Genomic DNA, 18463 nt, shown 5'->3' with positions numbered 1-18463 from the left:
GCGCCCTCGCCTGCTGCGGGCACGGGGCCGACGCGCAGGTTCAGTGCTCCGTGCCGGAGCGCCCCGGTTGGTCGTGCCCCGGCGGATCCGAGGCGCGCGCCGTCCGGGTGGCCCGCTCGGTCTCGATCAGCTCGTTGAGCCAGCGGACCTCGCGCTCCACCGATTCCAGACCATGGCGCTGGAGCTCCAGCGTGTAGTCGTCGAACCGTTCGCGGGTACGGGCGATCGAGCTGCGCATCCGCTCCAGCCGCTCCTCCAGCCGGCTGCGGCGTCCTTCCAGGACGCGCATCCGGACGGCCCGGTCGGTCTGACCGAAGAAGGCGAAGCGGACACCGAAGTGCTCGTCCTCCCAGGCCTCCGGACCCGACTCGGCCAGCAGCTCCTCGAAGCGCTCCTTGCCCTCCGGGGAGAGCCGGTAGACGATCTTCGACCGCTTGCCGTTGAGCGCGGTGGCCGGGACGTACTCGACATCCGGGTTGTCCTCGACCAGGAAACCCTGGGCGACCAGGCTCTTCAGGCAGGGGTAGAGCGTGCCGTAGGAGAAGGCCCGGAACGAGCCCAGCAGGACGTTGAGCCGCTTGCGCAGCTCGTATCCGTGCATCGGCGCGTCGTGGAGCAGGCCGAGGACGGCGAATTCCAGAACGCCGGAGCGTCTGCTCATGCCGTCCGCCTCCCTTCTCCCCAGTATGCCGAAGCGATGTGTCGCGCCGATGTATCGGCTCGATATATCGAGAACAGTAAACCCGGGTAACGGAACGGGCAAGGGGGGCACGCGTGAAGGTGATCACAAGGTGTTCGGCAACGGGCGTGTAATGATCGGGCATCGGTTTGTGGGTCTTGGTCTCGGATGTCCGATTGGTGTGGTTTCAGGGGTGCGTACGCTGTCGCGTGTGCACGAGGACCACCTGCGGGTACCGAGGAGTGGCTGAGAGATGAGCGGACAGCGGCGGAGGCCGAACAACCCGGGCGGCGAGCAGCCCCCGGGCCACGGGCCTGACAGCGGGCGTCCGTACGCCTACGGCACCCCGGTGGAGGGCGCTCCCAGCTACGGCCGCGGCCAGAACCGCGACGAGCTGCGCTCGGAGGGCATCCGGCGCGGTGCGCGGGAGACCGCCCAGCAGCCCCGGATGACCCGGGCCGAGATGCGCAGGCAGGGCCGCAGGGGCGGTGGCGCCGGTGACGGTTCGGGTGCCGGCGGCGGACGCCGCGGCGCGGGCACCGCTCCGGCCGGCCGCGGCGGCCGACCCGGCAAGAAGCGCCTCGTCGACTACCCGCGGTTCGGCAAGACCGGCTTCCGGCGCTGGGTGCCCTCGTGGAAGCAGGTCCTCAGCCTGTTCCTGATCTTCTTCGGCGGCGGCGTGGCCGCGGTCGGCGCGGCGTACGCGATGACGCCGGTGCCGGACCCGAAGGACTTCATCCACGACCAGAACAACATCTACTACTGGGCCGACGGTTCGGAGATGACCCGCAAGGGCGACACCAACCGCCAGCTGGTCGAGCTCTCGGCGATCAGCCGGGAGGCCCAGGACGCGGTGATCGCGGCGGAGAACGAGACCTTCCGCAGCGACAGCGGCATCGACCCGAAGGGCATCGCCCGCGCCGTCTACAACATGGCGACCGGTGGCGAGACCCAGGGCGGCTCGACCATCACCCAGCAGTACGTGAAGAACGCCTACCTGAGCCAGGACCAGACCCTCACCCGCAAGATGAAGGAATTCTTCATCACCCTGAAGCTCAACGGCGACAAGACCAAGGACGAGATCCTCACCGGGTACCTGAACACCGCCTGGTACGGCCGCGGCGCCACCGGCATCCAGGCCGCGGCCCAGGCCTACTACGGCGTGGACGCCAAGGACCTGAACGCCTGTCAGGGCGCCATGCTGGCCGGCCTGCTCAAGGGCGCGGCCCTCTACGACCCGTCGATCCCGGCCAACCACCAGCGCGCCGTGGACCGCTGGAAGTGGATCCTGGACCGGATGGTGATCACCAAGGCGCTCACCGCCGACCAGCGCGCCAAGTGCGCCGACTTCCCGGAGCCGATCAAGCAGAAGGCCTCGGCGAACATGAACGGCGAGGTCTACTACCTCGTCGAGACCGCCAACAAGTACCTGGCGGCCAAGGGCATCCCGCAGGCCTCCATCGACCGCGGCGGCTACAGCATCTACACCACCTTCCAGAAGGACAAGGTGGAGTCGCTGAAGAAGGCCGTGGACGACTTCCAGGCGCAGACGCTGAAGCCGGACAAGCGCAACGAGGACAAGTTCGTCCAGATCGGCGCCGCCTCGGTGGTCCCGAACGACGGCGCGATCGTGGCGATCTACGGCGGCGCCGGCATCGAGAACGGGCACTACACCAACAACGCCGACGGCACCGGCATCCCGGTCGGCTCGACCTTCAAGCCGCTGGTCCTGGCGACCGCCATGCAGACCGGCGTGCTCACCAAGCAGGGCGAGGACGGCAAGCCGGCCCGGATCAGCCCCGAGTCGCTGTACCTGGCCGACGACATGGCGCAGATCTACAAGAAGGACGGCACGCCCGTCATGGGCGACGACGGCAAGCCGTACAAGCAGCGCAACAGCAGCCCGGGCAAGAAGGGCTACGTCTCGCTGAAGACGGCCATGCAGTACTCGTACAACGTGCCGTTCGTGCAGCTCGGCCAGGACGTCGGCGGCAAGAACGTCGAGGACATGGTGATCAAGCTGGGTCTGCGCAAGGAGAGCCTGGCGCCGTCCTCGACCCTCACCTTCCCGCTCGGCACCTCGACCCCGAGCGCGATCCGGATGGCCTCGGCCTACTCGGTGTTCGCCGCCCGCGGCCAGCAGACCGACCCGTACTCGGTGGCCAAGGTGATCGAGAAGGGCAAGGAGCTGCCGCAGTTCACCAAGGCCCCGGCGAAGACCGCGCTGGACCAGCCGGTCGCCGACACCATCACCGACGTGCTGCAGAACGTGGCGAAGAACGGTACCGGCAGCAAGACCCGGGAGCTCGGCTTCCCGGTGGCGGGCAAGACCGGTACCACCGACGCCGGCACCTCGGCCTGGTGGGTCGGCTACACGCCGAGCCTGGCCACCTCGGTCGGCATGTGGCGCGAGGAGCCGGGCAAGCCCGGTCTGCTCTCGCTGGACGGCACCGCGGGCAAGAGCGAGATCCACGGTGGTGACTTCCCCGCCGACATCTTCACCCGCTACATGAAGGTGGTCGGTCCGGGCCAGCCGAAGGACTTCCCGGTCTCCGAGCCGTTCGGCGAGAAGGTCGACTCCTCCGGAGCCCCGGTCAGCGCGTCGGCCTCGCCGTCCGACTCGGCCTCGCCGACCGCCACGCCGACCGCCACGGCCGAGGCGAGCCCGAGTGCCAGCAGCGGACCGAGCCCGAGCACCAGCCCCAGCCCCAGCTCCTCGCCGAGCTGCCTGCTCGGACTCTGCCCGCCCAGCCGGTCCCCCGGCGGTGGCGGCGGAAAGCCCACCCCCACCAAGACACCCAGCCCGACCGACACCACCACCGCCCCACCGGCGGCCGGCGGAGCCGGACAGTAGCGGTGCCACCGAGGGCGGTTCCTCCCGGAAGGGAGGGGCCGCCCTCGGCCGTTCCCGTCTCCGCGCGCGGTCGAGTGGTCTGTGCCACTCGGGGCCGACTCGGGTCAGGGGCTCGCTCGGCGGGGGAGCGGTGCGGCAGGATGTGCGCCATGACGTCGAGCACGCGTGACGAGACCCCCGGGCCCGCCGACGGGCCGACCGAGGGGCCGAGCGAGGGACCGCTGCCCAACACCGTGGTCGTCCCCGCGGACGAGGACCCGGTCTCCGCCGCAGGCAGCGAGCTGTTCGGCGGCCCGCCCGGACGGCGCGCCCTGCTCGGCGTGAGCTGGTGGACGCCGGCCAAGTTCCTGGTCCTGGTCGTCATCGTGACCTTCGTGCTGGGCCTCGCCCAGAAGGCGCCCTGCTACGAGGACGGCTGGTTCCACGGCGCCACCACCCAGTACACGCACGCCTGCTACAGCGACATCCCGCACCTGTTCTCGGGCCGCGGCTTCGCCAGCGGGCTGCACCCGTACCTGGACCAGCTGCCGCAGCCCTCGCCGGACATGCAGTACCTCGAGTACCCGGTGCTCACCGGCCTCTTCATGCAGGTGGCCGCCTGGCTCACCACGCCCAACGGCACCGTGCAGGACCGCGAGCAGTGGTTCTGGATGGTCAACGCCGGGATGCTGATGATCTGCGCGGTGGTCACCGTGGTGGCGCTCTCCCGGATCCACCGCCGCCGCCCCTGGGACGCGCTGCTGTTCGCCCTGGCCCCCTGCCTGGCGCTGGACTCCACCATCAACTGGGACCTGCTGGCGGTCGCGCTGTGCGCCGTCGCGATGGCCTACTGGTCCGGCTCCCGCCCGGTCTGGGCCGGCGTGTTCATCGGCCTGGCCACCGCCGCGAAGCTCTACCCCGTCCTGCTGCTCGGCCCGCTCCTGGTGCTGTGCTGGCGCGCCGGCAAGTGGCGGGCCTTCTTCCAGGCGGCCGGCGGCGCGGTCGGCGCCTGGCTGCTGGTCGACCTGCCGATCATGATGGCCAACTGGAAGGGCTGGGCGACCTTCTACACCTTCAGCCAGACCCGCAAGGAGGACTTCGGCTCCTTCTGGCTGATCCTGATGCAGGACCGCGGCAAGCAGCTGGAGACCCTCAACACCTGGATCGGCGCCCTGCTGGTGCTGTGCTGCCTGGGCGTCGGCTGGCTGGCCGTCAGCGCCCCGCGCCGGCCGCGCTTCGCCCAGCTGGCCTTCCTGGTGGTCGCCGCCTTCGTGCTCACCAACAAGGTCTACTCGCCGCAGTACGTGCTCTGGCTGATCCCGCTCGCCGCGCTGGCCCGGCCGCGCTGGCGGGACTTCCTGATCTGGCAGGCCTGCGAGGTGCTGTACTTCCTCGGCGTCTGGTCGTACCTGGCCTACTCCGGCGACTCCAAGCAGCACGGCATCGGCCAGGACTGGTACCACCTGGCGATCGTCGTCCACCTGGTCGGCACGCTGTACCTCTGCTACCTGGTGGTCCGCGACATCCTCCAGCCGGAGCGCGACCCGGTCCGCTGGGACGGCAGCGACGACCCGTCCGGGGGCGTCCTCGACCACGCCCCGGACGCCTTCGTCCTCGGCTCCGCCCGCCGCCTGCGCGAGGAGGAGACCTACGCCGCGTACGCCCCCGTGGGCGAACCCGACTGGCTCGCCGAGGCGGAGCCCAGCAAGCGCTAGGCCCTCACCCCGGGATCACGCCGGGCGGTCCTCGACCCGGTCGAAGTGGGTGGTGGTGTGACGGACGACCAGCGGCAGTTCGTCACCCACCGCCGGGGGCTTGGAGTCGCCCGGCAGGAAGAGGATCGACACCTGCATGTGCGGCGGCTCGGCGAACCACAGCTGTCGGCCCTGCCAGGAGTAGGGCGAGAGCGTCCGGTTGACGGTGGCGAGGCCGGCCCGGGCCAGGCCCTTGGCCCGGGGCACCATCCCGTGCACGTACTTGGGCGCCTCCAGCCCGACGCCGTGCGCGGTGCCGCCGGTGACCACCAGCAGGTGGCCGTCGGACGGCGCCTTGTGCTGGCGGTAGCCGTACCGGTCGCCGCGCGCCACCGGGGTCACGTCCAGCACGGTCGCCCGGGAGCTCAGCGCCTCGACGTCGCCCAGCCACAGCCGGGTGCCGATCCGGGAGCGGAAGACGGTGTCCGGGAAGAGCCCGGCGAGCCGGGCGACGTCCCGGGCGCCGAGGTGGCTGAGGTAGACCGTGGCGGTGGGCAGGCCGGCGGCGGCGATCGCCCGCACCCACTCGGACACCTCCGCCACCGGGTCGGACCCGTCCGGCCGGTCCAGCGGCAGGTGCAGCGCGAAGCCCTCCAGCACGGCCCGCCCGACCGGCAGCCGGCCCAGGTCGGCGCGGGAGACGCCGTGCCGGCGCATCGAGGTCATGCACTCCACCACGACCCGGGTGCCCGGCGCGACCGAGGCCAGCGCCTCGGAGTGCGCCACCGTCCGCACCACCCGGCCGGCCGGCAGCCCGGACTCCTCCTCGCCGACCCGGTACGGGGTCAGCACCAGCAGGTCGCCGGGGAAGGCCCCGGCCACCTCGACGGCCTCCCGGACGGTGCCGACCGCCAGCACCGGGCTGCCCAGCCCGGCCGCCTCGGCGGCCAGCCGCACGTTGCCGAACCCGTACCCGTTGCCCTTGGCGACCGGCACCAGCCCGGGGAACTCGGCGAGCATCGCCCGCTGGTGGGCCCGCCAGCGGGCGGCGTCCACGTACATCGACAGGGTCATCGGTGACTCTCCCCGGGAGTTCGGATCCGACGGCGGATCAGCGCCGCGACATGTAGAGGTCAAGCGCCTTGTGCAGCAGCTTGTTCAGCGGGAAGTCCCACTCGCCGAGGTACTCGGCGGCCTGCCCGCCGGTCCCGACCTTGAACTGGATCAGGCCGAAGAGGTGGTCGTCCTCGTCGAGCGTGTCGCTGATCCCGCGCAGGTCGTACAGCCCGGCGCCGAGCGCGTACGAGTCGCGGATCATCCGCCACTGGACCGCGTTGGAGGGCTTGACCTCGCGCTTGTGGTTGGCGGAGGCGCCGTAGGAGTACCAGACGTGCTCGCCCACGACGAGCATGGTGGTCGCGGCCAGCGGTTCGCCCTCGTGGTACGCGATGTACAGCCGCATCCGGTTGGGGTCCTCGTCGGTCAGCGCCTTCCACATCCGCTGGAAGTAGGCCAGCGGACGCGGGGTGAAGTGGTCGCGCTCGGCGGTGACCACGTACAGCTGGTGGAAGACCGCGAGGTCGTCGTAGCCGCCCTGGACCACCTCGACGCCGCTCTTCTCGGCCTTCTTGATGTTGCGCCGCCAGAGCTGGTTGAAGCCCTTCTGGATGTCGTCCAGCGAGCGGCCGGCCAGCGGCACCTGGAAGACGTACCGGGGCTGGACGTCGCCGAAGCCGGCCCCGCCGTCCTCGCCCTGCAGCCAGCCGGCCTTGCGCAGCCGGTCGGCCACCTCGAAGGCGCGCGGCTCGTACCAGTCCGGCTCCACGTCGCGCAGCCGCTTGGCCTCCTTGGAGGCGATCGCCTCCTTGATGGTGGAGGCCTCCCAGCGTCGGACCACCACCGGCGGGCCCATCTTCACCGAGAAGGCGCCCTGCGACTTCAGGTGCGCCAGCATCGGCTCCAGCCACTGCTCGAGGTCGCGGTCGAACCAGTCGATCACAGGCCCCTCGGGCAGGTAGGCGAGGTAGCGCTTCACCTTGGGCAGCTGGCGGTAGAGCACCAGCCCGGCGCCGACGAGCTCGCCCGCCGGGTCGAACCAGCCCAGGCTCTCGGAGCGCCACTCGGCCTTCACATCCGCCCAGGACGGGACCTGCATGTGGCTGGCCGACGGCCGGCTCTCGATGAACGCCAGGTGTTCCTTGCGGGAAATCGTCCGCAGACGCAGGCTCATGCTGTCCTCGCTCCTCCTCGGTCGGCCGATCCAGGGGTGACCCTATCGCCCGAATGGTCCGTTTCGGCATGGCCTGGCCACGTGGCGACGCCCTCTCCGCCTAGGTACTACGCGGAGAGGGCGTCCGAGGTTACGTGTCGTGCGGTTCGGTCGCCGGATGCGGCACCGGCGGGCCGTCGTGCGCCTAGATCAGGCCGCCGTGGGCGATTCCGAGATAGAAACCGACCGAAGCCGCACCGAGCGCGATCACCGTGACGAACCGCTCGGCCGTGGTGACCGAGCTCCACAGCGCGGCCACCGCCAGGACGATGCCGATCAGCCCGGTCCACGAGCTGAGGATGTGCAGGCTGTAGAAGAACGTGGTGACGAAGGACAGCAGCCCGAGGACGGCGGCCAGCACCACCAGGGTGTTCTCCCGCGGGTGCGGGTGGCCGTCGGTGTTGAGGGTGAGCGGGGGCATCCCGCGGATGACCTGTGACATGGACCCACCTCCTGAGGGAGGACGCTTGCCGTTCCGTCCAGATTGCGTCGGATATGTCCCTGATCACAACCCCGGAAGTGTTTTGTTCGCTGTGGGTGCCACCCGGTAGGCTGAGTTCTCTGCACTGGTGTAGGGGTGGCTTCTCATGCCCTCTCGCCGGTGCCGACGCTGCACAACCCTCCTGCCACGGAGAGACCGTGGCCGCTGAGTCCAAAGGAGGTGGGTTCCACATGCGTCACTACGAGCTGATGGTCATCCTCGACCCGTCGGTCGAGGAGCGCGCTGTCGCCCCGCTGATCGAGAACTTCCTCAACGTTGTCCGCACCGGTGGCGGCAAGGTCGAGAAGGTCGACACCTGGGGTCGTCGCCGTCTGGCGTACGAGATCAACAAGCAGTCCGAGGGCATCTACTCGGTCATCGACCTGAAGGCCACGCCTGAGGTCGTCAAGGAGCTCGACCGCCAGCTCAGCCTGAGCGAGTCGGTTCTGCGGACCAAGGTCCTGCGCCCGGACACCCACTGAGCCCTTCCCTGACGCCCTAGGGCGCCAGGTGGCTCACGTCCGATGTTTCACGTGAAACATCGCTGACGAGCACCGCAGAACTCCTTTTCCGAGAGGTCATCACCACATGGCAGGCGAGACCGTCATCACCCTCGTCGGCAACCTCGTCGACGACCCCGAGCTGCGCTTCACCCCGTCGGGTGCCGCGGTGGCGAAGTTCCGTATCGCTTCGACCCCGCGCACCTTCGACCGTCAGACGAACGAGTGGAAGGACGGCGAGAGCCTCTTCCTCACGTGCAACGTCTGGCGTCAGCCGGCGGAGAACGTGGCCGAGTCGCTGCAGCGCGGCATGCGCGTCATCGTGCAGGGCCGACTGCGCCAGCGGTCTTACGAGACCAAGGAAGGCGAGAAGCGGACGGTCTTCGAGGTCGAGGTCGACGAGGTCGGCCCGAGCCTGCGCTCGGCGACCGCCAAGGTCACCCGCGCCAACCGCTCCGGCGGTCCCGGCGGCGGCGGTGGCTTCGGCGGCGGTCAGCAGGGCGGCGGCGGTTACGGCGGCGGCCAGCAGGGCGGCGGCTGGGGTGGAAACTCCGGCGGTCAGTCCGGCCCCTCCGACGACCCCTGGGCGTCCAGCGCTCCCTCTGGTGGCAACCAGGGTGGCGGCGGCTGGGGTGCCCCGTCCGGCGGCGGCTACTCGGAAGAGCCCCCGTTCTAAACGGTGCGGGCCGGGCCCACGCCCGGTATCGCTGACAGATTTCGTACCCACTGGAGCACATGATGGCGAAGCCGCCTGCTCGCAAGCCGAAGAAGAAGGTTTGCGTCTTCTGCAAGGACAAGGTCAACTACGTTGACTACAAGGACACGAACCTGCTGCGGAAGTTCATCTCCGACCGCGGCAAGATCCGTGCCCGCCGGGTCACCGGCAACTGCACCCAGCACCAGCGTGACGTCGCCACGGCCGTGAAGAACAGCCGTGAGATGGCCCTGCTGCCCTACACCTCCACCACGCGCTAAGAGAGGGTGACCGAAGAATGAAGATCATCCTCACTCACGAGGTCCCCGGTCTCGGCAGCGCCGGCGAGGTCGTCGAGGTCAAGGACGGCTACGCCCGCAACTACCTGGTCCCGCGTGGCTTCGCCATCCGCTGGACCAAGGGCGGTCAGAAGGACGTCGACGCCATCCGTCGCGCCCGGAAGATCCACGCCATCCAGACCCTCGAGGCCGCCAACGAGGTCAAGGCCAAGCTGGAGGCCCTCCAGGTCAAGCTGGCCGTCCGCTCCGGCGACGCCGGCCGCCTGTTCGGCTCGGTGACCCAGGCCGACGTCGTCGAGGCCATCAAGGCCGCCGACGGCCCGGCCGTGGACAAGCGCGCCGTCGCGATCGCCTCGCCGATCAAGACCGTGGGCAGCCACAAGGTCTCGGTCAAGCTGCACGCCGACGTCAAGGCCGACCTCAACGTCAACGTTGTGGCCGGCTGAGCCACCCGGTAGCCAGTGCTGAGGGCCGGACTCCTTCGGGAGTCCGGCCCTCGGTCGTTCGCGGTGGCGGACAGGCCCGCCGGGCCGTGACCGCTCGGGTCCGGACGGCTCAGGCCCGGACCGCGCCGGTGACCAGCCACTTGCCGCCGCGCGCCCGCCAGGCCATCAGCGCCGCGCGGACCAGCATGAAGAGGTTCATCGCCCACCACAGGCCGACCACGCCGGCGCCCAGCGCCGGGACGGCGAGCGCCGCCGGGGCGAAGACCACCAGGGTGGCCAGCATCGCCCAGGCCAGGTAGGTGCCGTCCCCGGCGCCCATCAGCACCCCGTCCAGCACGAAGACCAGGCCGCCCAGCGGCTGGGTGAGCGCGGCCAGCAGCAGCACCGCCGACAGCTGGTGCTGCACCGCCGGGTCCGAGGTGAAGAGCGGCACGTACAGCGGCCGGGCCAGCACCATCAGCAGGCCGAGCAGCACGCCGGAGCCGACGCCCCACTCGACCATCCGCCGGGTGGCCGCCCGGGTGCCAGGTACGTCACCGGCGCCCAGGTGGCGGCCGATGATGGCCTGCCCGGCGATCGCGATGGCGTCCAGCGCGAAGGCCACGAAGCTCCACACCGTCATGGTGATCTGGTGGGCCGCCATCTCGGCGTCGCCGAGCCCGGCGGCCACGGCGGTGGCCAGCAGCAGCACCGCCCGCAGGCTGAGGGTGCGCAGCATCAGCGGGCCGCCGGCCCTGGCGCAGGCCCGGATGCCGGCCCGGTCCGGCCGCAGGCTCGCGCCCTCCCGGCGGGCGCCGCGGACGACCACCCACAGGTAGGCGCCGGCCATGCCGGTCTGGGCCAGCACGGTGCCCCAGGCGGAGCCGGCCACGCCGAGCCCGGCGCCGTGCACCAGGGTCAGGTTGAGCAGGATGTTGGCGGTGAATCCGGAGACCGCGACGACCAGCGGCGTCCGGGTGTTCTGCAGGCCGCGGAGCACGCCGGTGGCGGCCAGCACCATCAGCATCGCGGGCACGCCCAGGGCGCTGATCCGCAGGTAGGTGACCGCGTGCGGGGCGGCGGTGGGGGAGGCGCCGAGCAGGGCGGCGGCCTGCGGGGCGAGGGCCAGGGTGAGCACCACCATGCCGGCGCCGAGGGCCAGGGCCAGCCAGATGCCGTCGACGCCCTGCTGGATGGCGGCCCGGCGGTCGCCGGCGCCGACCCGGCGGGCCACCGCGCCGGTGGTGGCGTACGCCAGGAACACGAAGATCCCGGCCACGGCGGCGAGCGCGGTGGCGGCGATGCCGAAGCCGGCCAGCTCGGCCGTGCCGAGGTGGCCGACGATCGCGGCGTCCGCCATCAGGAAGAGCGGCTCGGCGACCAGCGCGCCGAAGGCCGGCACCGCCAGGGCGAGGATCTCGCGGTCGTACCGGCGGCGGTCCTGGCGTGGGGCGCGCTCGGGGCGGCGGTCGGTGGCGGTCGTCATGGAGGCCAGCGTACTCATCCACAGGTAAGTGGCGCAACGGAGCTTCGTCCATTACTCGAAATCTTGATCGAACGTACCGGCGGATGGTGTGGCGAGCGCCTCCCCGCACGTGTGAAGAAATTCTCATGCACAGCCGAATGGGGGAAGTCATTGCTGGTCAGCGGGTTGACGCTGGGCTGATGGTGTGGTTATCCACAGAGGTATCCACAGGGTTGTTCACAGCTTTGGGCCAGTTCTCCACAGCGGCGGCGAACTTATCCACACAGCCTGTGGATAACCATCTTGGTGGAACCCGCCCAACGGCCGTAGCGTGGGCCGCGACAAGACCTGGGGTGGCTGCGCGACACCGCCCACCGGGGGCCGGAGTTGTCCGCCCGGTGGCGTAAGAAAGAGGGTGCGCCAGGACAGGCCCGCACCACAACCGCACCACTGCTGATCGGGGATTTCGCGTGACCGGCCCCCAGTTCGACGACCACGACGTCCCCCCGCCGCCGGAGGACGACTGGCAGCCGTCCGACGACGCCTTCTCCCCGGACGGCTTCCCCGACGGCCCCGGCGACCGGCTGCCCGTCCGACGGCGCGAGGGCGGCTTCTCCAAGCGCGACGGGCAGGGCCAGGGCGGCCAGGGCTTCGGCGGCAAGGGCGGGTACGGCGGCAAGGGCGACCGGCGCGACCGGGACGGCGACCGCGACCAGGACCGCGGCGGCTCCGGCGAGGGCTTCGAACGCGTCCCCCCGCAGGACCTCGCGGCCGAGCAGTCGGTGCTCGGCGGCATGCTGCTCTCCAAGGACGCCATCGCCGACGTGGTCGAGGTGCTCAAGCCCGCCGACTACTACCGGCCGGCCCACGAACTCATCCACGGCGCGATCCTCGACCTGTACGCGCGCGGCGAGCCCGCCGACCCGATCACCGTCGCCGGCGAGCTGACCAAGCGCGGCGAGCTGGCCCGCGTCGGCGGCGCCTCCTACCTGCACACCCTGGTCAACTCCGTCCCGACCGCGGCCAACGCCGAGTACTACGCCGAGATCGTCCACGAGCGTGCCGTGCTGCGCCGCCTGGTCGAGGCCGGCACCCGGATCGCCGGCATGGGCTACGCCGCCGAGGGCGACGTGGACGAGATCGTCAACGCCGCCCAGGCCGAGATCTACGCGGTCACCGAGCAGCGCACCAACGAGGACTACGCCCCGCTCGCGGACATCATGGAGGGCGCCCTCGACGAGATCGAGGCGATCGGCTCCCGCAACGGAGAGATGTCCGGGGTGCCGACCGGCTTCGCCGACTTCGACCAGCTCACCAACGGCCTCCACCCCGGCCAGATGATCGTCATCGCGGCCCGTCCCGCCATGGGCAAGTCGACGCTGGCGCTGGACTTCGCGCGGGCCTGCTCGATCCACAACAACCTGCCGAGCGTGATCTTCTCGCTCGAAATGGGGCGCAACGAGATCGCCATGCGCCTGCTCTCCGCCGAGGCCCGGGTGGCCCTGCACCACATGCGCTCCGGCAACATGACGGACGACGACTGGACCCGGGTCGCCCGGCGGATGCCGGACGTCACCAACGCGCCGCTGTTCATCGACGACTCGCCCAACCTGTCGATGATGGAGATCCGGGCCAAGTGCCGCCGGCTCAAGCAGCGCAACGACATCCGCCTGGTCGTCATCGACTACCTCCAGCTGATGCAGTCCGGCGGCTCCCGACGGGCCGAGAACCGTCAGCAGGAGGTCTCGGACATGTCCCGTAACCTCAAGCTGCTCGCCAAGGAGCTGGAGCTCCCGGTCATCGCGCTCTCGCAGCTGAACCGTGGCCCCGAGCAGCGCACCGACAAGCGGCCGATGGTCTCCGACCTCCGCGAGTCCGGCTCGATCGAGCAGGACGCCGACATGGTCATCCTGCTGCACCGCGAGGACGCGTACGAGAAGGAGTCCCCGCGGGCGGGCGAGGCCGACCTGATCGTCGCCAAGCACCGCAACGGCCCCACCGCGACGATCACGGTCGCCTTCCAGGGCCACTACTCGCGCTTCGTCGACATGACCCGGGACGTCACCTGATCCGTCCGGGACGGCCGCTCAGCGCCTCGTCCCGTACCTGGTCACGACCACGCCGCCGGGAAGCGTCCGGGTCTCCAGCAGGTCCAGCCTCACCCAGCCGTCCAGCGCGCTGAAGAACGGCGTGCCGCCGCCCACCAGGACCGGATGGGTGGCGATCACGTACTCGTCGATCAGCCCGGCGCGCATGGCCGCCCCGGCGAGCGTCGCGCCGCCGACGGTCATCGGGCCGCCGCCCCCGGCCTTGAGCCGGGTGATCTCGGCGATCGCGTCGCCGCCGACCAGGCGGGCGTTCCAGCCGACTCCGTCGAGCGTCGAGGAGAACACCACCTTCGGCGTGTCCCGCCAGTTCCGGGCGAACTCGATCTCCGCCGGGGTGGCGCCGGGCCGCTGGTCGCCGGTCGGCCAGTAGGAGCTCATCGTCTCCCACAGCTTGCGCCCGTACAGCGTCAGGCCGCTCGCCCGCTCGTGGTCGAGCCAGTACTGGAACAGCTCCGGGCTCGGCGGTCCGCCCCAGCCGATGTCGTCGCCGGCCGCGGCGACGTAGCCGTCCAGGGTCAGGTTCATGCCGTAGATCAGTTTCCGCATGGCCAGCCTTCCGCGCGTGGGTGTTTTGGCGTACGGACCAGCGTGGCGCGGGAAACCCGTCGGTGCCCGGCGAACGGCTCGACCGTGCCTGATCCCGGATCAGCGGGTGGTGTGGGCGCCGCCGTTGACGTGCAGGGTCTGGCCGGTGATGTGGCGGGCGCCGGGGGAGGCGAGGAAGTGCGCGGTCGCGGCGATGTCCTCGGGGGCACCGGCCCGGCCGTTGTGGGTCTCGGCGAGCAGCGCGGTGCGGCGGGCCTCGGGCAGCGCGCCGCCGAAGAAGGCGGTGTCGGCGACGTAGCCGGCGGCGATCACGTTGGCGGTGATGCCGTGCGGGGCCGCCTCGGCGGAGAAGAAGGCGTTCCAGGCGGCGAGTGCGGCCTTGGCGGCGCCGTACGAGCCGCCGCGCCGTTCGGCGCCGATCGAGCCGATGCTGATCACCGCCGAGCCGGGGCGGAGCCGCTCGCGCAGGGCGGTGGTGGTGAGCACCGCTCCGAGCAGGTTCTGGGCGAGGTCGGCCCGCCAGCGGGCGAGCAGGGCGTCCAGCGGGGGGCCGTCGGGGGTGGCGGCGAGACCGCCGGCGGCGTTCACCAGGACGTCCAGCCGGTCGATCCGCTCGGCGAGGGCGGCCGTCCGGCCGGGGTCGGTGGCGTCGCAGGGGAAGGCTTCGACGCCGAGGTCGGCGGCGGTCTCGGCGAGGGCGTCGGGTCGGCGGCCGGTGATGATGACACGCGAGCCGTCGGCGGCGAAGCGGGCGGCCACGGCGCGGCCGATGCCGCTGCCGCCGCCGGTGACGAGGACGGTCCGGGCGGCGGCTCCGGCGGCTCCGGTGGCTTCGGCGGCTTCGGTCACGGGTTCCCTCCCGACTGATACGTTTAGATCTAAACATAGCGGGAGGAACGCACATGGTCGAGGACGGCGCGGGATACCGGGCACCCTACTCGGCGGCCGAGATCGCGGCGGCCTGGCACCGGGAGCGGCCCGGCACCCCCACCGGGTCGATCGAGGTGGTCACGCCGATCTGGCGGCTCGCCAAGCTGTTCGCGGACGACCGCGGCCGCGTGCTGCGCGAGGCGGACATCGACGCGGCCACCCTCGACCTGCTCTCCACGCTGCGCCGCTCCGGGCCGCCGTACGTGCTGACCACCCGCGAGCTGGCCCGGCGGACGCTGGTGACGGCCGGGGCGATCTCGCAGCGGGTGGCCCGGGCGGAGCGGGAGGGGCTGGTGCGCAGGGCGCCGTCCGCCGCCGGCCGCCGTTCGGTGGAGGTGTCGCTGACCGAGGAGGGGCACGCGGTGATCGAGCGTTCGGTGGACGCGGTGCTCGGCCGGGAGGCGGAGCTGGTGGCCGGTCTGACGGCGGACGAGCGGACCGTCCTGGTCGGCCTGCTGGACCGGCTGCTGGGCCAGGTCGCGGCCCGCACCACCCGCGGGTAGGCCGTACTTCCCGGCGCGGGAGGTGCGGCCCGAGCGGGTGTCAGAGGGTGACGGTGGCCCGGAAGACCGTGGCGCCGGCGCCACGCAGCCCGACGGGGCCGCCCCCGGCGGGCAGGAAGGCGGACTCGCCGCGCGCCAGCGTCAGCCCGGTGCCGTCGGCGGCGGACAGGAAGGCCGTGCCCTCGGTGCAGAGCAGGATCTGCGGGGCACCGCCGGGCAGCTCGACGGGCCGGTCGGCCGGCTCGTACCGGCTGATCCGGAACTCGTCGATCGGCACCGGGTAGAGCCGCTCGCCGGCGGCGTCCGCCTCCGGGCGAAGCACCTGCGGTGCGGCGGCCTCGAAGTCGACCACCCGGAGCAGCTCCGGGACGTCCACGTGCTTGGGGGTGAGCCCGCAGCGCAGCACGTTGTCGGAGTTGGCCATGATCTCCACGCCGGTGCCGCGCAGGTAGGCGTGCGGGACGCCGGCGCCGAGGTAGAGGGCCTCGCCGGGCCGCAGCACGACGTGGTTGAGCAGCAGTGCGGCGAGCAGCCCGGTGTCGCCGGGGTGCTCGGCGGCGGCGAAGGCGTAGCCGGCCAGGGCGCCGGTCGGGTCGCCGGGTGCGGCCGCGGTCAGGGCGCGGGCGACCTCGCTGACGGTGTGCTCGGCCTCGGGGCCGGTCATCGACAGGACGGTGGCGAGGACCTCGCGCAGCGCCTCGGACTCGGGCTTGGCCCGCAGCACGTCGATCAGCGGGTCGAGCGCGGGCACGCCGAGCGAGGCCATCAGGTCGGCGGTGGCGGCGGGTGCGCGGAAGCCGCACAGGCCCTCGAACTCGTCCAGCGCGCAGATCAGCTCGGGCTTGTGGTTCGCGTCCCGGTAGTTGCGGTGCGGGGCGTCCAGCGGGACGCCGCGGGCCTCCTCGTCGGCGAAGCCGGCCCTGGCCTGGTCGAGGGTGGGGTGCGCCTGCAGGGAGAGCGGGAGTCCGGCGGCCAGCACCTTGAACAGGAAGGGCAGTTCGGTGCCGAACTTGGCGACCGCGGCGGCACCGAGCTCGGCCCGCGGGTCGGCGGCGATCACGTCGGCGAGCGAGCGGGGGCCGTCGCCCCGGTCGATCCACGAAGGGTCGCCGGGGTGCGCGCCCATCCACAGTTCGGCCTGCGGTTCGCCGGTGGGGGCCTGCCCGAGCAGTGCCGGGATGGCCGTGACCGATCCCCAGGCGTAGGGGCGGACGGCGTTGCGGAGCCTGTCCATGGCGTGCTCCCTGCTCTCTGTACCGGTGGGCCGCCTCGTGAAGGATCAGACTCTAGCCGACGTCCGTGACCGGCCTGATTCGGCCACGGATGATCACCCTCCTGGGCGCGCCTACCCGGCATCGGCCCGGGCTTCCTCCCAAGCTGGTGGGGACGGGGCCGGTGCGGCCCACCGCCTCGACCAGGGAGCAGACGTGACGGCGTTCCCGCCCGACGAGACCGGCGGAGTGGACCGGGCGGTCCCCGGCGGTGCCGGTCCGCAGCCGTTGCCGCCGCCCCTGGAGGTGGACGTCTTCACCGGCCCCGAGACCGCGTTCTTCGCGACGTCCGCGTTGATCATGGGCGAGCGCACGGCGGTCCTGGTCGACGCCCAGCTGACCCGCAGCGCGGGCCGGGAGCTCGCCGAGTGGATCGCCGGGAAGGACCGGCAGCTGCTCGCCATCCTGGTCACCCACCAGCACCCCGACCACTACTTCGGTGCCGAGGAGGTGCTGCGGCTGTTCCCCGCCGCGCAGCTGCTCGCCGCCCCCTCGGTGGTCGACGGGATCATGCGGACCGCCGCCGCCAAGGTCGAGCAGTGGAAGCCGGTGTACGGCGACGACATCCCCGACCAGCCGCTGGTGCCCAGCCCGCTGCTGCCGCAGCCGCTGGTGCTCGACCGGCAGTTCATCCGGGTGCTGGAGCTCGGCCAGGGCGACTGCGGGGGCTCCACGGTGGCGCACCTACCGAGCATCCGCACGGTGGTGGCCGGCGACTTCGTCTACAACGGCACCCACGTGTGGACGGCCGACACCGGCCCGGGCGAGCGCGCCGAGTGGGCCGCGAACCTGGCCCGGATCGCCGAACTCGGGGTGGAACGGGTGATCGCCGGACACCGGGCGCCCGGCTCCGACGACGACGCGATGCGGGTGCTCACCTTCACCGACGGCTACCTGCGCGACTTCGACCACGCCCTCGCCGAGCACCCGCACGACGCGGAGGCGCTGGCCGCGGCGGTCAACGAGCGCTACGGCGGGCTGACCCTGCCGGCCATCCTGGAGCTGGGCGCCGCCGCCAACGTCACCGAGCCGCCGGCGCCGGAGGACAACGGCATCGTGGACGCGGAGATCGTCGAGGACGACGAGCCGTAGCCGGCCCGGCGCCCGGCGGATACTGGCCGCATGACGGCGACGGAGTACGACGTGGTGGTGCTGGCCGGCGGCGCGGGCAGCCGACTGGGCGGGGCCGACAAGCCCGGCCTCGCGGTGGGGGGCCGCACCCTGCTCGACCGGGTGCTGGACGCCTGCGCGGGCGCGCGGACCGTCGTGGTGGTCGGGCCGGAACGGGCCACCCGGCACCCGCAGGTGCGCTGGACCCGCGAGCAGCCCCCGGGCGGCGGGCCGGTCGCCGCGGTCGCCGCCGGACTGGCGGAGGTCACCGCCGAGCGGGTGCTGCTGCTCGCCGCCGACCTGCCGTTCCTGGACCCGGCGACGGTGCGGCGGCTGCTCGCCGCACTCGACGGACCGGCCCCGGGCACGGAGGACGCCGCGGACGGGGCGCTGCTGGTCGACGCGGACGGGCGGGACCAGCCGCTCGCGGCCGGCTACCGGACCGGGCCGCTGCGGACCGCGCTCGACGGGCTCGGCGATCCGGCGGGGAAGCCGGTGCGGCGGCTCACCGCGGGGCTGCGACTGGTCCGGCTGGCCGACCCCCGGGGCGCCGCGTACGACTGCGACACCTGGGAGGAACTGGAGCGGGCCCGCGAGCGGGAGCGGGCGCAGCGGGGCGGGCGCTGACCGGCGGGACGCCGCCGCGCCGCCCGCCG

At 72.0% G+C, this 18463-nt stretch carries 18 protein-coding genes; 10 read left to right on the top strand and 8 right to left on the bottom strand.

Annotation, left to right across the window (positions count from 1 at the left end; translation table 11 throughout):
- Positions 1–40: 40 nt before the first annotated feature.
- Positions 41–661 (bottom strand): PadR family transcriptional regulator, encoded by a 621-nt coding sequence (locus tag ABEB06_RS19610; RefSeq protein WP_345698166.1) that lies wholly within the window; start codon positions 659–661, stop codon positions 41–43.
- A gap of 271 nt (positions 662–932) precedes the next feature.
- Between ABEB06_RS19610 and ABEB06_RS19605 the strand changes: the two genes are divergently transcribed.
- Both ABEB06_RS19605 and ABEB06_RS19600 read left to right on the top strand, forming a co-directional pair.
- A complete protein-coding gene (locus ABEB06_RS19605; protein ID WP_345698165.1) occupies positions 933–3533 on the top strand; it encodes a transglycosylase domain-containing protein in 2601 nt (866 codons plus the stop codon).
- Positions 3534–3673: 140 nt separating this feature from the next.
- Positions 3674–5227: a glycosyltransferase family 87 protein gene (locus tag ABEB06_RS19600; protein WP_345698164.1), complete on the top strand. Its 1554-nt coding sequence runs from the start codon at positions 3674–3676 to the stop codon at positions 5225–5227.
- 15 nt (positions 5228–5242) lie between these two features.
- Here the strand turns inward: ABEB06_RS19600 and ABEB06_RS19595 are convergent, their stop codons facing one another.
- The 3 genes from ABEB06_RS19595 to ABEB06_RS19585 form a co-directional block, all read right to left on the bottom strand.
- Positions 5243–6280 (bottom strand): alanine racemase, encoded by a 1038-nt coding sequence (locus tag ABEB06_RS19595; protein WP_345698163.1) that lies wholly within the window; start codon positions 6278–6280, stop codon positions 5243–5245.
- Positions 6281–6317: 37 nt separating this feature from the next.
- Positions 6318–7436: a lipid II:glycine glycyltransferase FemX gene (locus ABEB06_RS19590; RefSeq protein WP_345698162.1), complete on the bottom strand. Its 1119-nt coding sequence runs from the start codon at positions 7434–7436 to the stop codon at positions 6318–6320.
- Positions 7437–7620: 184 nt separating this feature from the next.
- Positions 7621–7917: a hypothetical protein gene (locus ABEB06_RS19585; RefSeq protein WP_345698161.1), complete on the bottom strand. Its 297-nt coding sequence runs from the start codon at positions 7915–7917 to the stop codon at positions 7621–7623.
- 230 nt (positions 7918–8147) lie between these two features.
- Between ABEB06_RS19585 and rpsF the strand changes: the two genes are divergently transcribed.
- The 4 genes from rpsF (at position 8148) to rplI (ending at position 9895) form a co-directional block, all read left to right on the top strand.
- Positions 8148–8438, top strand: a complete 291-nt coding sequence (gene rpsF, locus ABEB06_RS19580) for a 30S ribosomal protein S6 (RefSeq protein ID WP_345698160.1) — start codon at positions 8148–8150, stop codon at positions 8436–8438.
- 106 nt (positions 8439–8544) lie between these two features.
- On the top strand, positions 8545–9132 hold the full coding sequence (locus ABEB06_RS19575) for a single-stranded DNA-binding protein (RefSeq protein ID WP_345698159.1): 588 nt from the start codon (positions 8545–8547) through the stop codon (positions 9130–9132).
- Between the two features lie 62 nt (positions 9133–9194).
- The gene (gene rpsR, locus ABEB06_RS19570; RefSeq protein WP_030270170.1) at positions 9195–9431 is read left to right on the top strand and encodes a 30S ribosomal protein S18; all 237 of its coding nucleotides are present in this window, start codon (positions 9195–9197) and stop codon (positions 9429–9431) included.
- A gap of 17 nt (positions 9432–9448) precedes the next feature.
- A complete protein-coding gene (gene rplI / locus ABEB06_RS19565) occupies positions 9449–9895 on the top strand; it encodes a 50S ribosomal protein L9 (protein ID WP_345698158.1) in 447 nt (148 codons plus the stop codon).
- A gap of 109 nt (positions 9896–10004) precedes the next feature.
- Here rplI and ABEB06_RS19560 read toward each other — a convergent pair whose 3' ends face one another.
- A complete protein-coding gene (locus ABEB06_RS19560) occupies positions 10005–11360 on the bottom strand; it encodes an MATE family efflux transporter (RefSeq protein ID WP_345698157.1) in 1356 nt (451 codons plus the stop codon).
- 563 nt (positions 11361–11923) lie between these two features.
- Here ABEB06_RS19560 and dnaB point away from each other — a divergent pair.
- Positions 11924–13408, top strand: coding sequence for a replicative DNA helicase (dnaB, locus tag ABEB06_RS19555; RefSeq protein WP_425559786.1), 1485 nt, complete (start codon positions 11924–11926; stop codon positions 13406–13408).
- Positions 13409–13426: 18 nt separating this feature from the next.
- Here the strand turns inward: dnaB and ABEB06_RS19550 are convergent, their stop codons facing one another.
- Complete coding sequence (locus tag ABEB06_RS19550) at positions 13427–13993, bottom strand: dihydrofolate reductase family protein (protein ID WP_345698155.1); 567 nt, start codon at positions 13991–13993, stop codon at positions 13427–13429.
- Positions 13994–14092: 99 nt separating this feature from the next.
- Entirely contained in the window at positions 14093–14842 is a 750-nt protein-coding gene (locus tag ABEB06_RS19545; RefSeq protein WP_345698154.1) for an SDR family NAD(P)-dependent oxidoreductase, read from the bottom strand.
- Between the two features lie 53 nt (positions 14843–14895).
- On the opposite strand from ABEB06_RS19545, the gene ABEB06_RS19540 reads away from it, so the two are divergent.
- Positions 14896–15426, top strand: coding sequence for a MarR family winged helix-turn-helix transcriptional regulator (locus ABEB06_RS19540; protein WP_345698153.1), 531 nt, complete (start codon positions 14896–14898; stop codon positions 15424–15426).
- A 40-nt stretch (positions 15427–15466) separates the two neighbouring features.
- Here ABEB06_RS19540 and manA read toward each other — a convergent pair whose 3' ends face one another.
- On the bottom strand, positions 15467–16660 hold the full coding sequence (gene manA, locus ABEB06_RS19535; protein ID WP_345698152.1) for a mannose-6-phosphate isomerase, class I: 1194 nt from the start codon (positions 16658–16660) through the stop codon (positions 15467–15469).
- A 193-nt stretch (positions 16661–16853) separates the two neighbouring features.
- On the opposite strand from manA, the gene ABEB06_RS19530 reads away from it, so the two are divergent.
- Together ABEB06_RS19530 and mobA are read left to right on the top strand one after the other, a co-directional pair.
- Positions 16854–17789, top strand: coding sequence for an MBL fold metallo-hydrolase (locus tag ABEB06_RS19530; RefSeq protein ID WP_345698151.1), 936 nt, complete (start codon positions 16854–16856; stop codon positions 17787–17789).
- A 30-nt stretch (positions 17790–17819) separates the two neighbouring features.
- Positions 17820–18434: a molybdenum cofactor guanylyltransferase gene (mobA, locus tag ABEB06_RS39385; protein ID WP_425559654.1), complete on the top strand. Its 615-nt coding sequence runs from the start codon at positions 17820–17822 to the stop codon at positions 18432–18434.
- Positions 18435–18463: the final 29 nt, after the last annotated feature.

It is taken from the genome of Kitasatospora terrestris, from assembly GCF_039542905.1.
Lineage (GTDB): Bacteria > Actinomycetota > Actinomycetes > Streptomycetales > Streptomycetaceae > Kitasatospora > Kitasatospora terrestris.
Note: the sequence above shows the minus strand (reverse complement) of the source record. Positions and strands in the feature narration are given on the sequence as shown.

Excerpts from the sequence above, each read along its gene's own strand:
- ABEB06_RS19610 (WP_345698166.1), bottom strand. The coding sequence starts at position 661 with ATGAGCAGACGCTCCGGCGTTCTGGAATTCGCCGTCCTCGGCCTGCTC.
- ABEB06_RS19605 (WP_345698165.1), top strand. The coding sequence starts at position 933 with ATGAGCGGACAGCGGCGGAGGCCGAACAACCCGGGCGGCGAGCAGCCC.
- ABEB06_RS19600 (WP_345698164.1), top strand. The coding sequence starts at position 3,674 with ATGTGCGCCATGACGTCGAGCACGCGTGACGAGACCCCCGGGCCCGCC.
- ABEB06_RS19595 (WP_345698163.1), bottom strand. The coding sequence starts at position 6,280 with ATGACCCTGTCGATGTACGTGGACGCCGCCCGCTGGCGGGCCCACCAG.
- ABEB06_RS19590 (WP_345698162.1), bottom strand. The coding sequence starts at position 7,436 with ATGAGCCTGCGTCTGCGGACGATTTCCCGCAAGGAACACCTGGCGTTC.
- ABEB06_RS19585 (WP_345698161.1), bottom strand. The coding sequence starts at position 7,917 with ATGTCACAGGTCATCCGCGGGATGCCCCCGCTCACCCTCAACACCGAC.
- rpsF (WP_345698160.1), top strand. The coding sequence starts at position 8,148 with ATGCGTCACTACGAGCTGATGGTCATCCTCGACCCGTCGGTCGAGGAG.
- ABEB06_RS19575 (WP_345698159.1), top strand. The coding sequence starts at position 8,545 with ATGGCAGGCGAGACCGTCATCACCCTCGTCGGCAACCTCGTCGACGAC.
- rpsR (WP_030270170.1), top strand. The coding sequence starts at position 9,195 with ATGGCGAAGCCGCCTGCTCGCAAGCCGAAGAAGAAGGTTTGCGTCTTC.
- rplI (WP_345698158.1), top strand. The coding sequence starts at position 9,449 with ATGAAGATCATCCTCACTCACGAGGTCCCCGGTCTCGGCAGCGCCGGC.
- ABEB06_RS19560 (WP_345698157.1), bottom strand. The coding sequence starts at position 11,360 with ATGACGACCGCCACCGACCGCCGCCCCGAGCGCGCCCCACGCCAGGAC.
- ABEB06_RS19550 (WP_345698155.1), bottom strand. The coding sequence starts at position 13,993 with ATGCGGAAACTGATCTACGGCATGAACCTGACCCTGGACGGCTACGTC.
- ABEB06_RS19540 (WP_345698153.1), top strand. The coding sequence starts at position 14,896 with ATGGTCGAGGACGGCGCGGGATACCGGGCACCCTACTCGGCGGCCGAG.
- manA (WP_345698152.1), bottom strand. The coding sequence starts at position 16,660 with ATGGACAGGCTCCGCAACGCCGTCCGCCCCTACGCCTGGGGATCGGTC.
- mobA (WP_425559654.1), top strand. The coding sequence starts at position 17,820 with ATGACGGCGACGGAGTACGACGTGGTGGTGCTGGCCGGCGGCGCGGGC.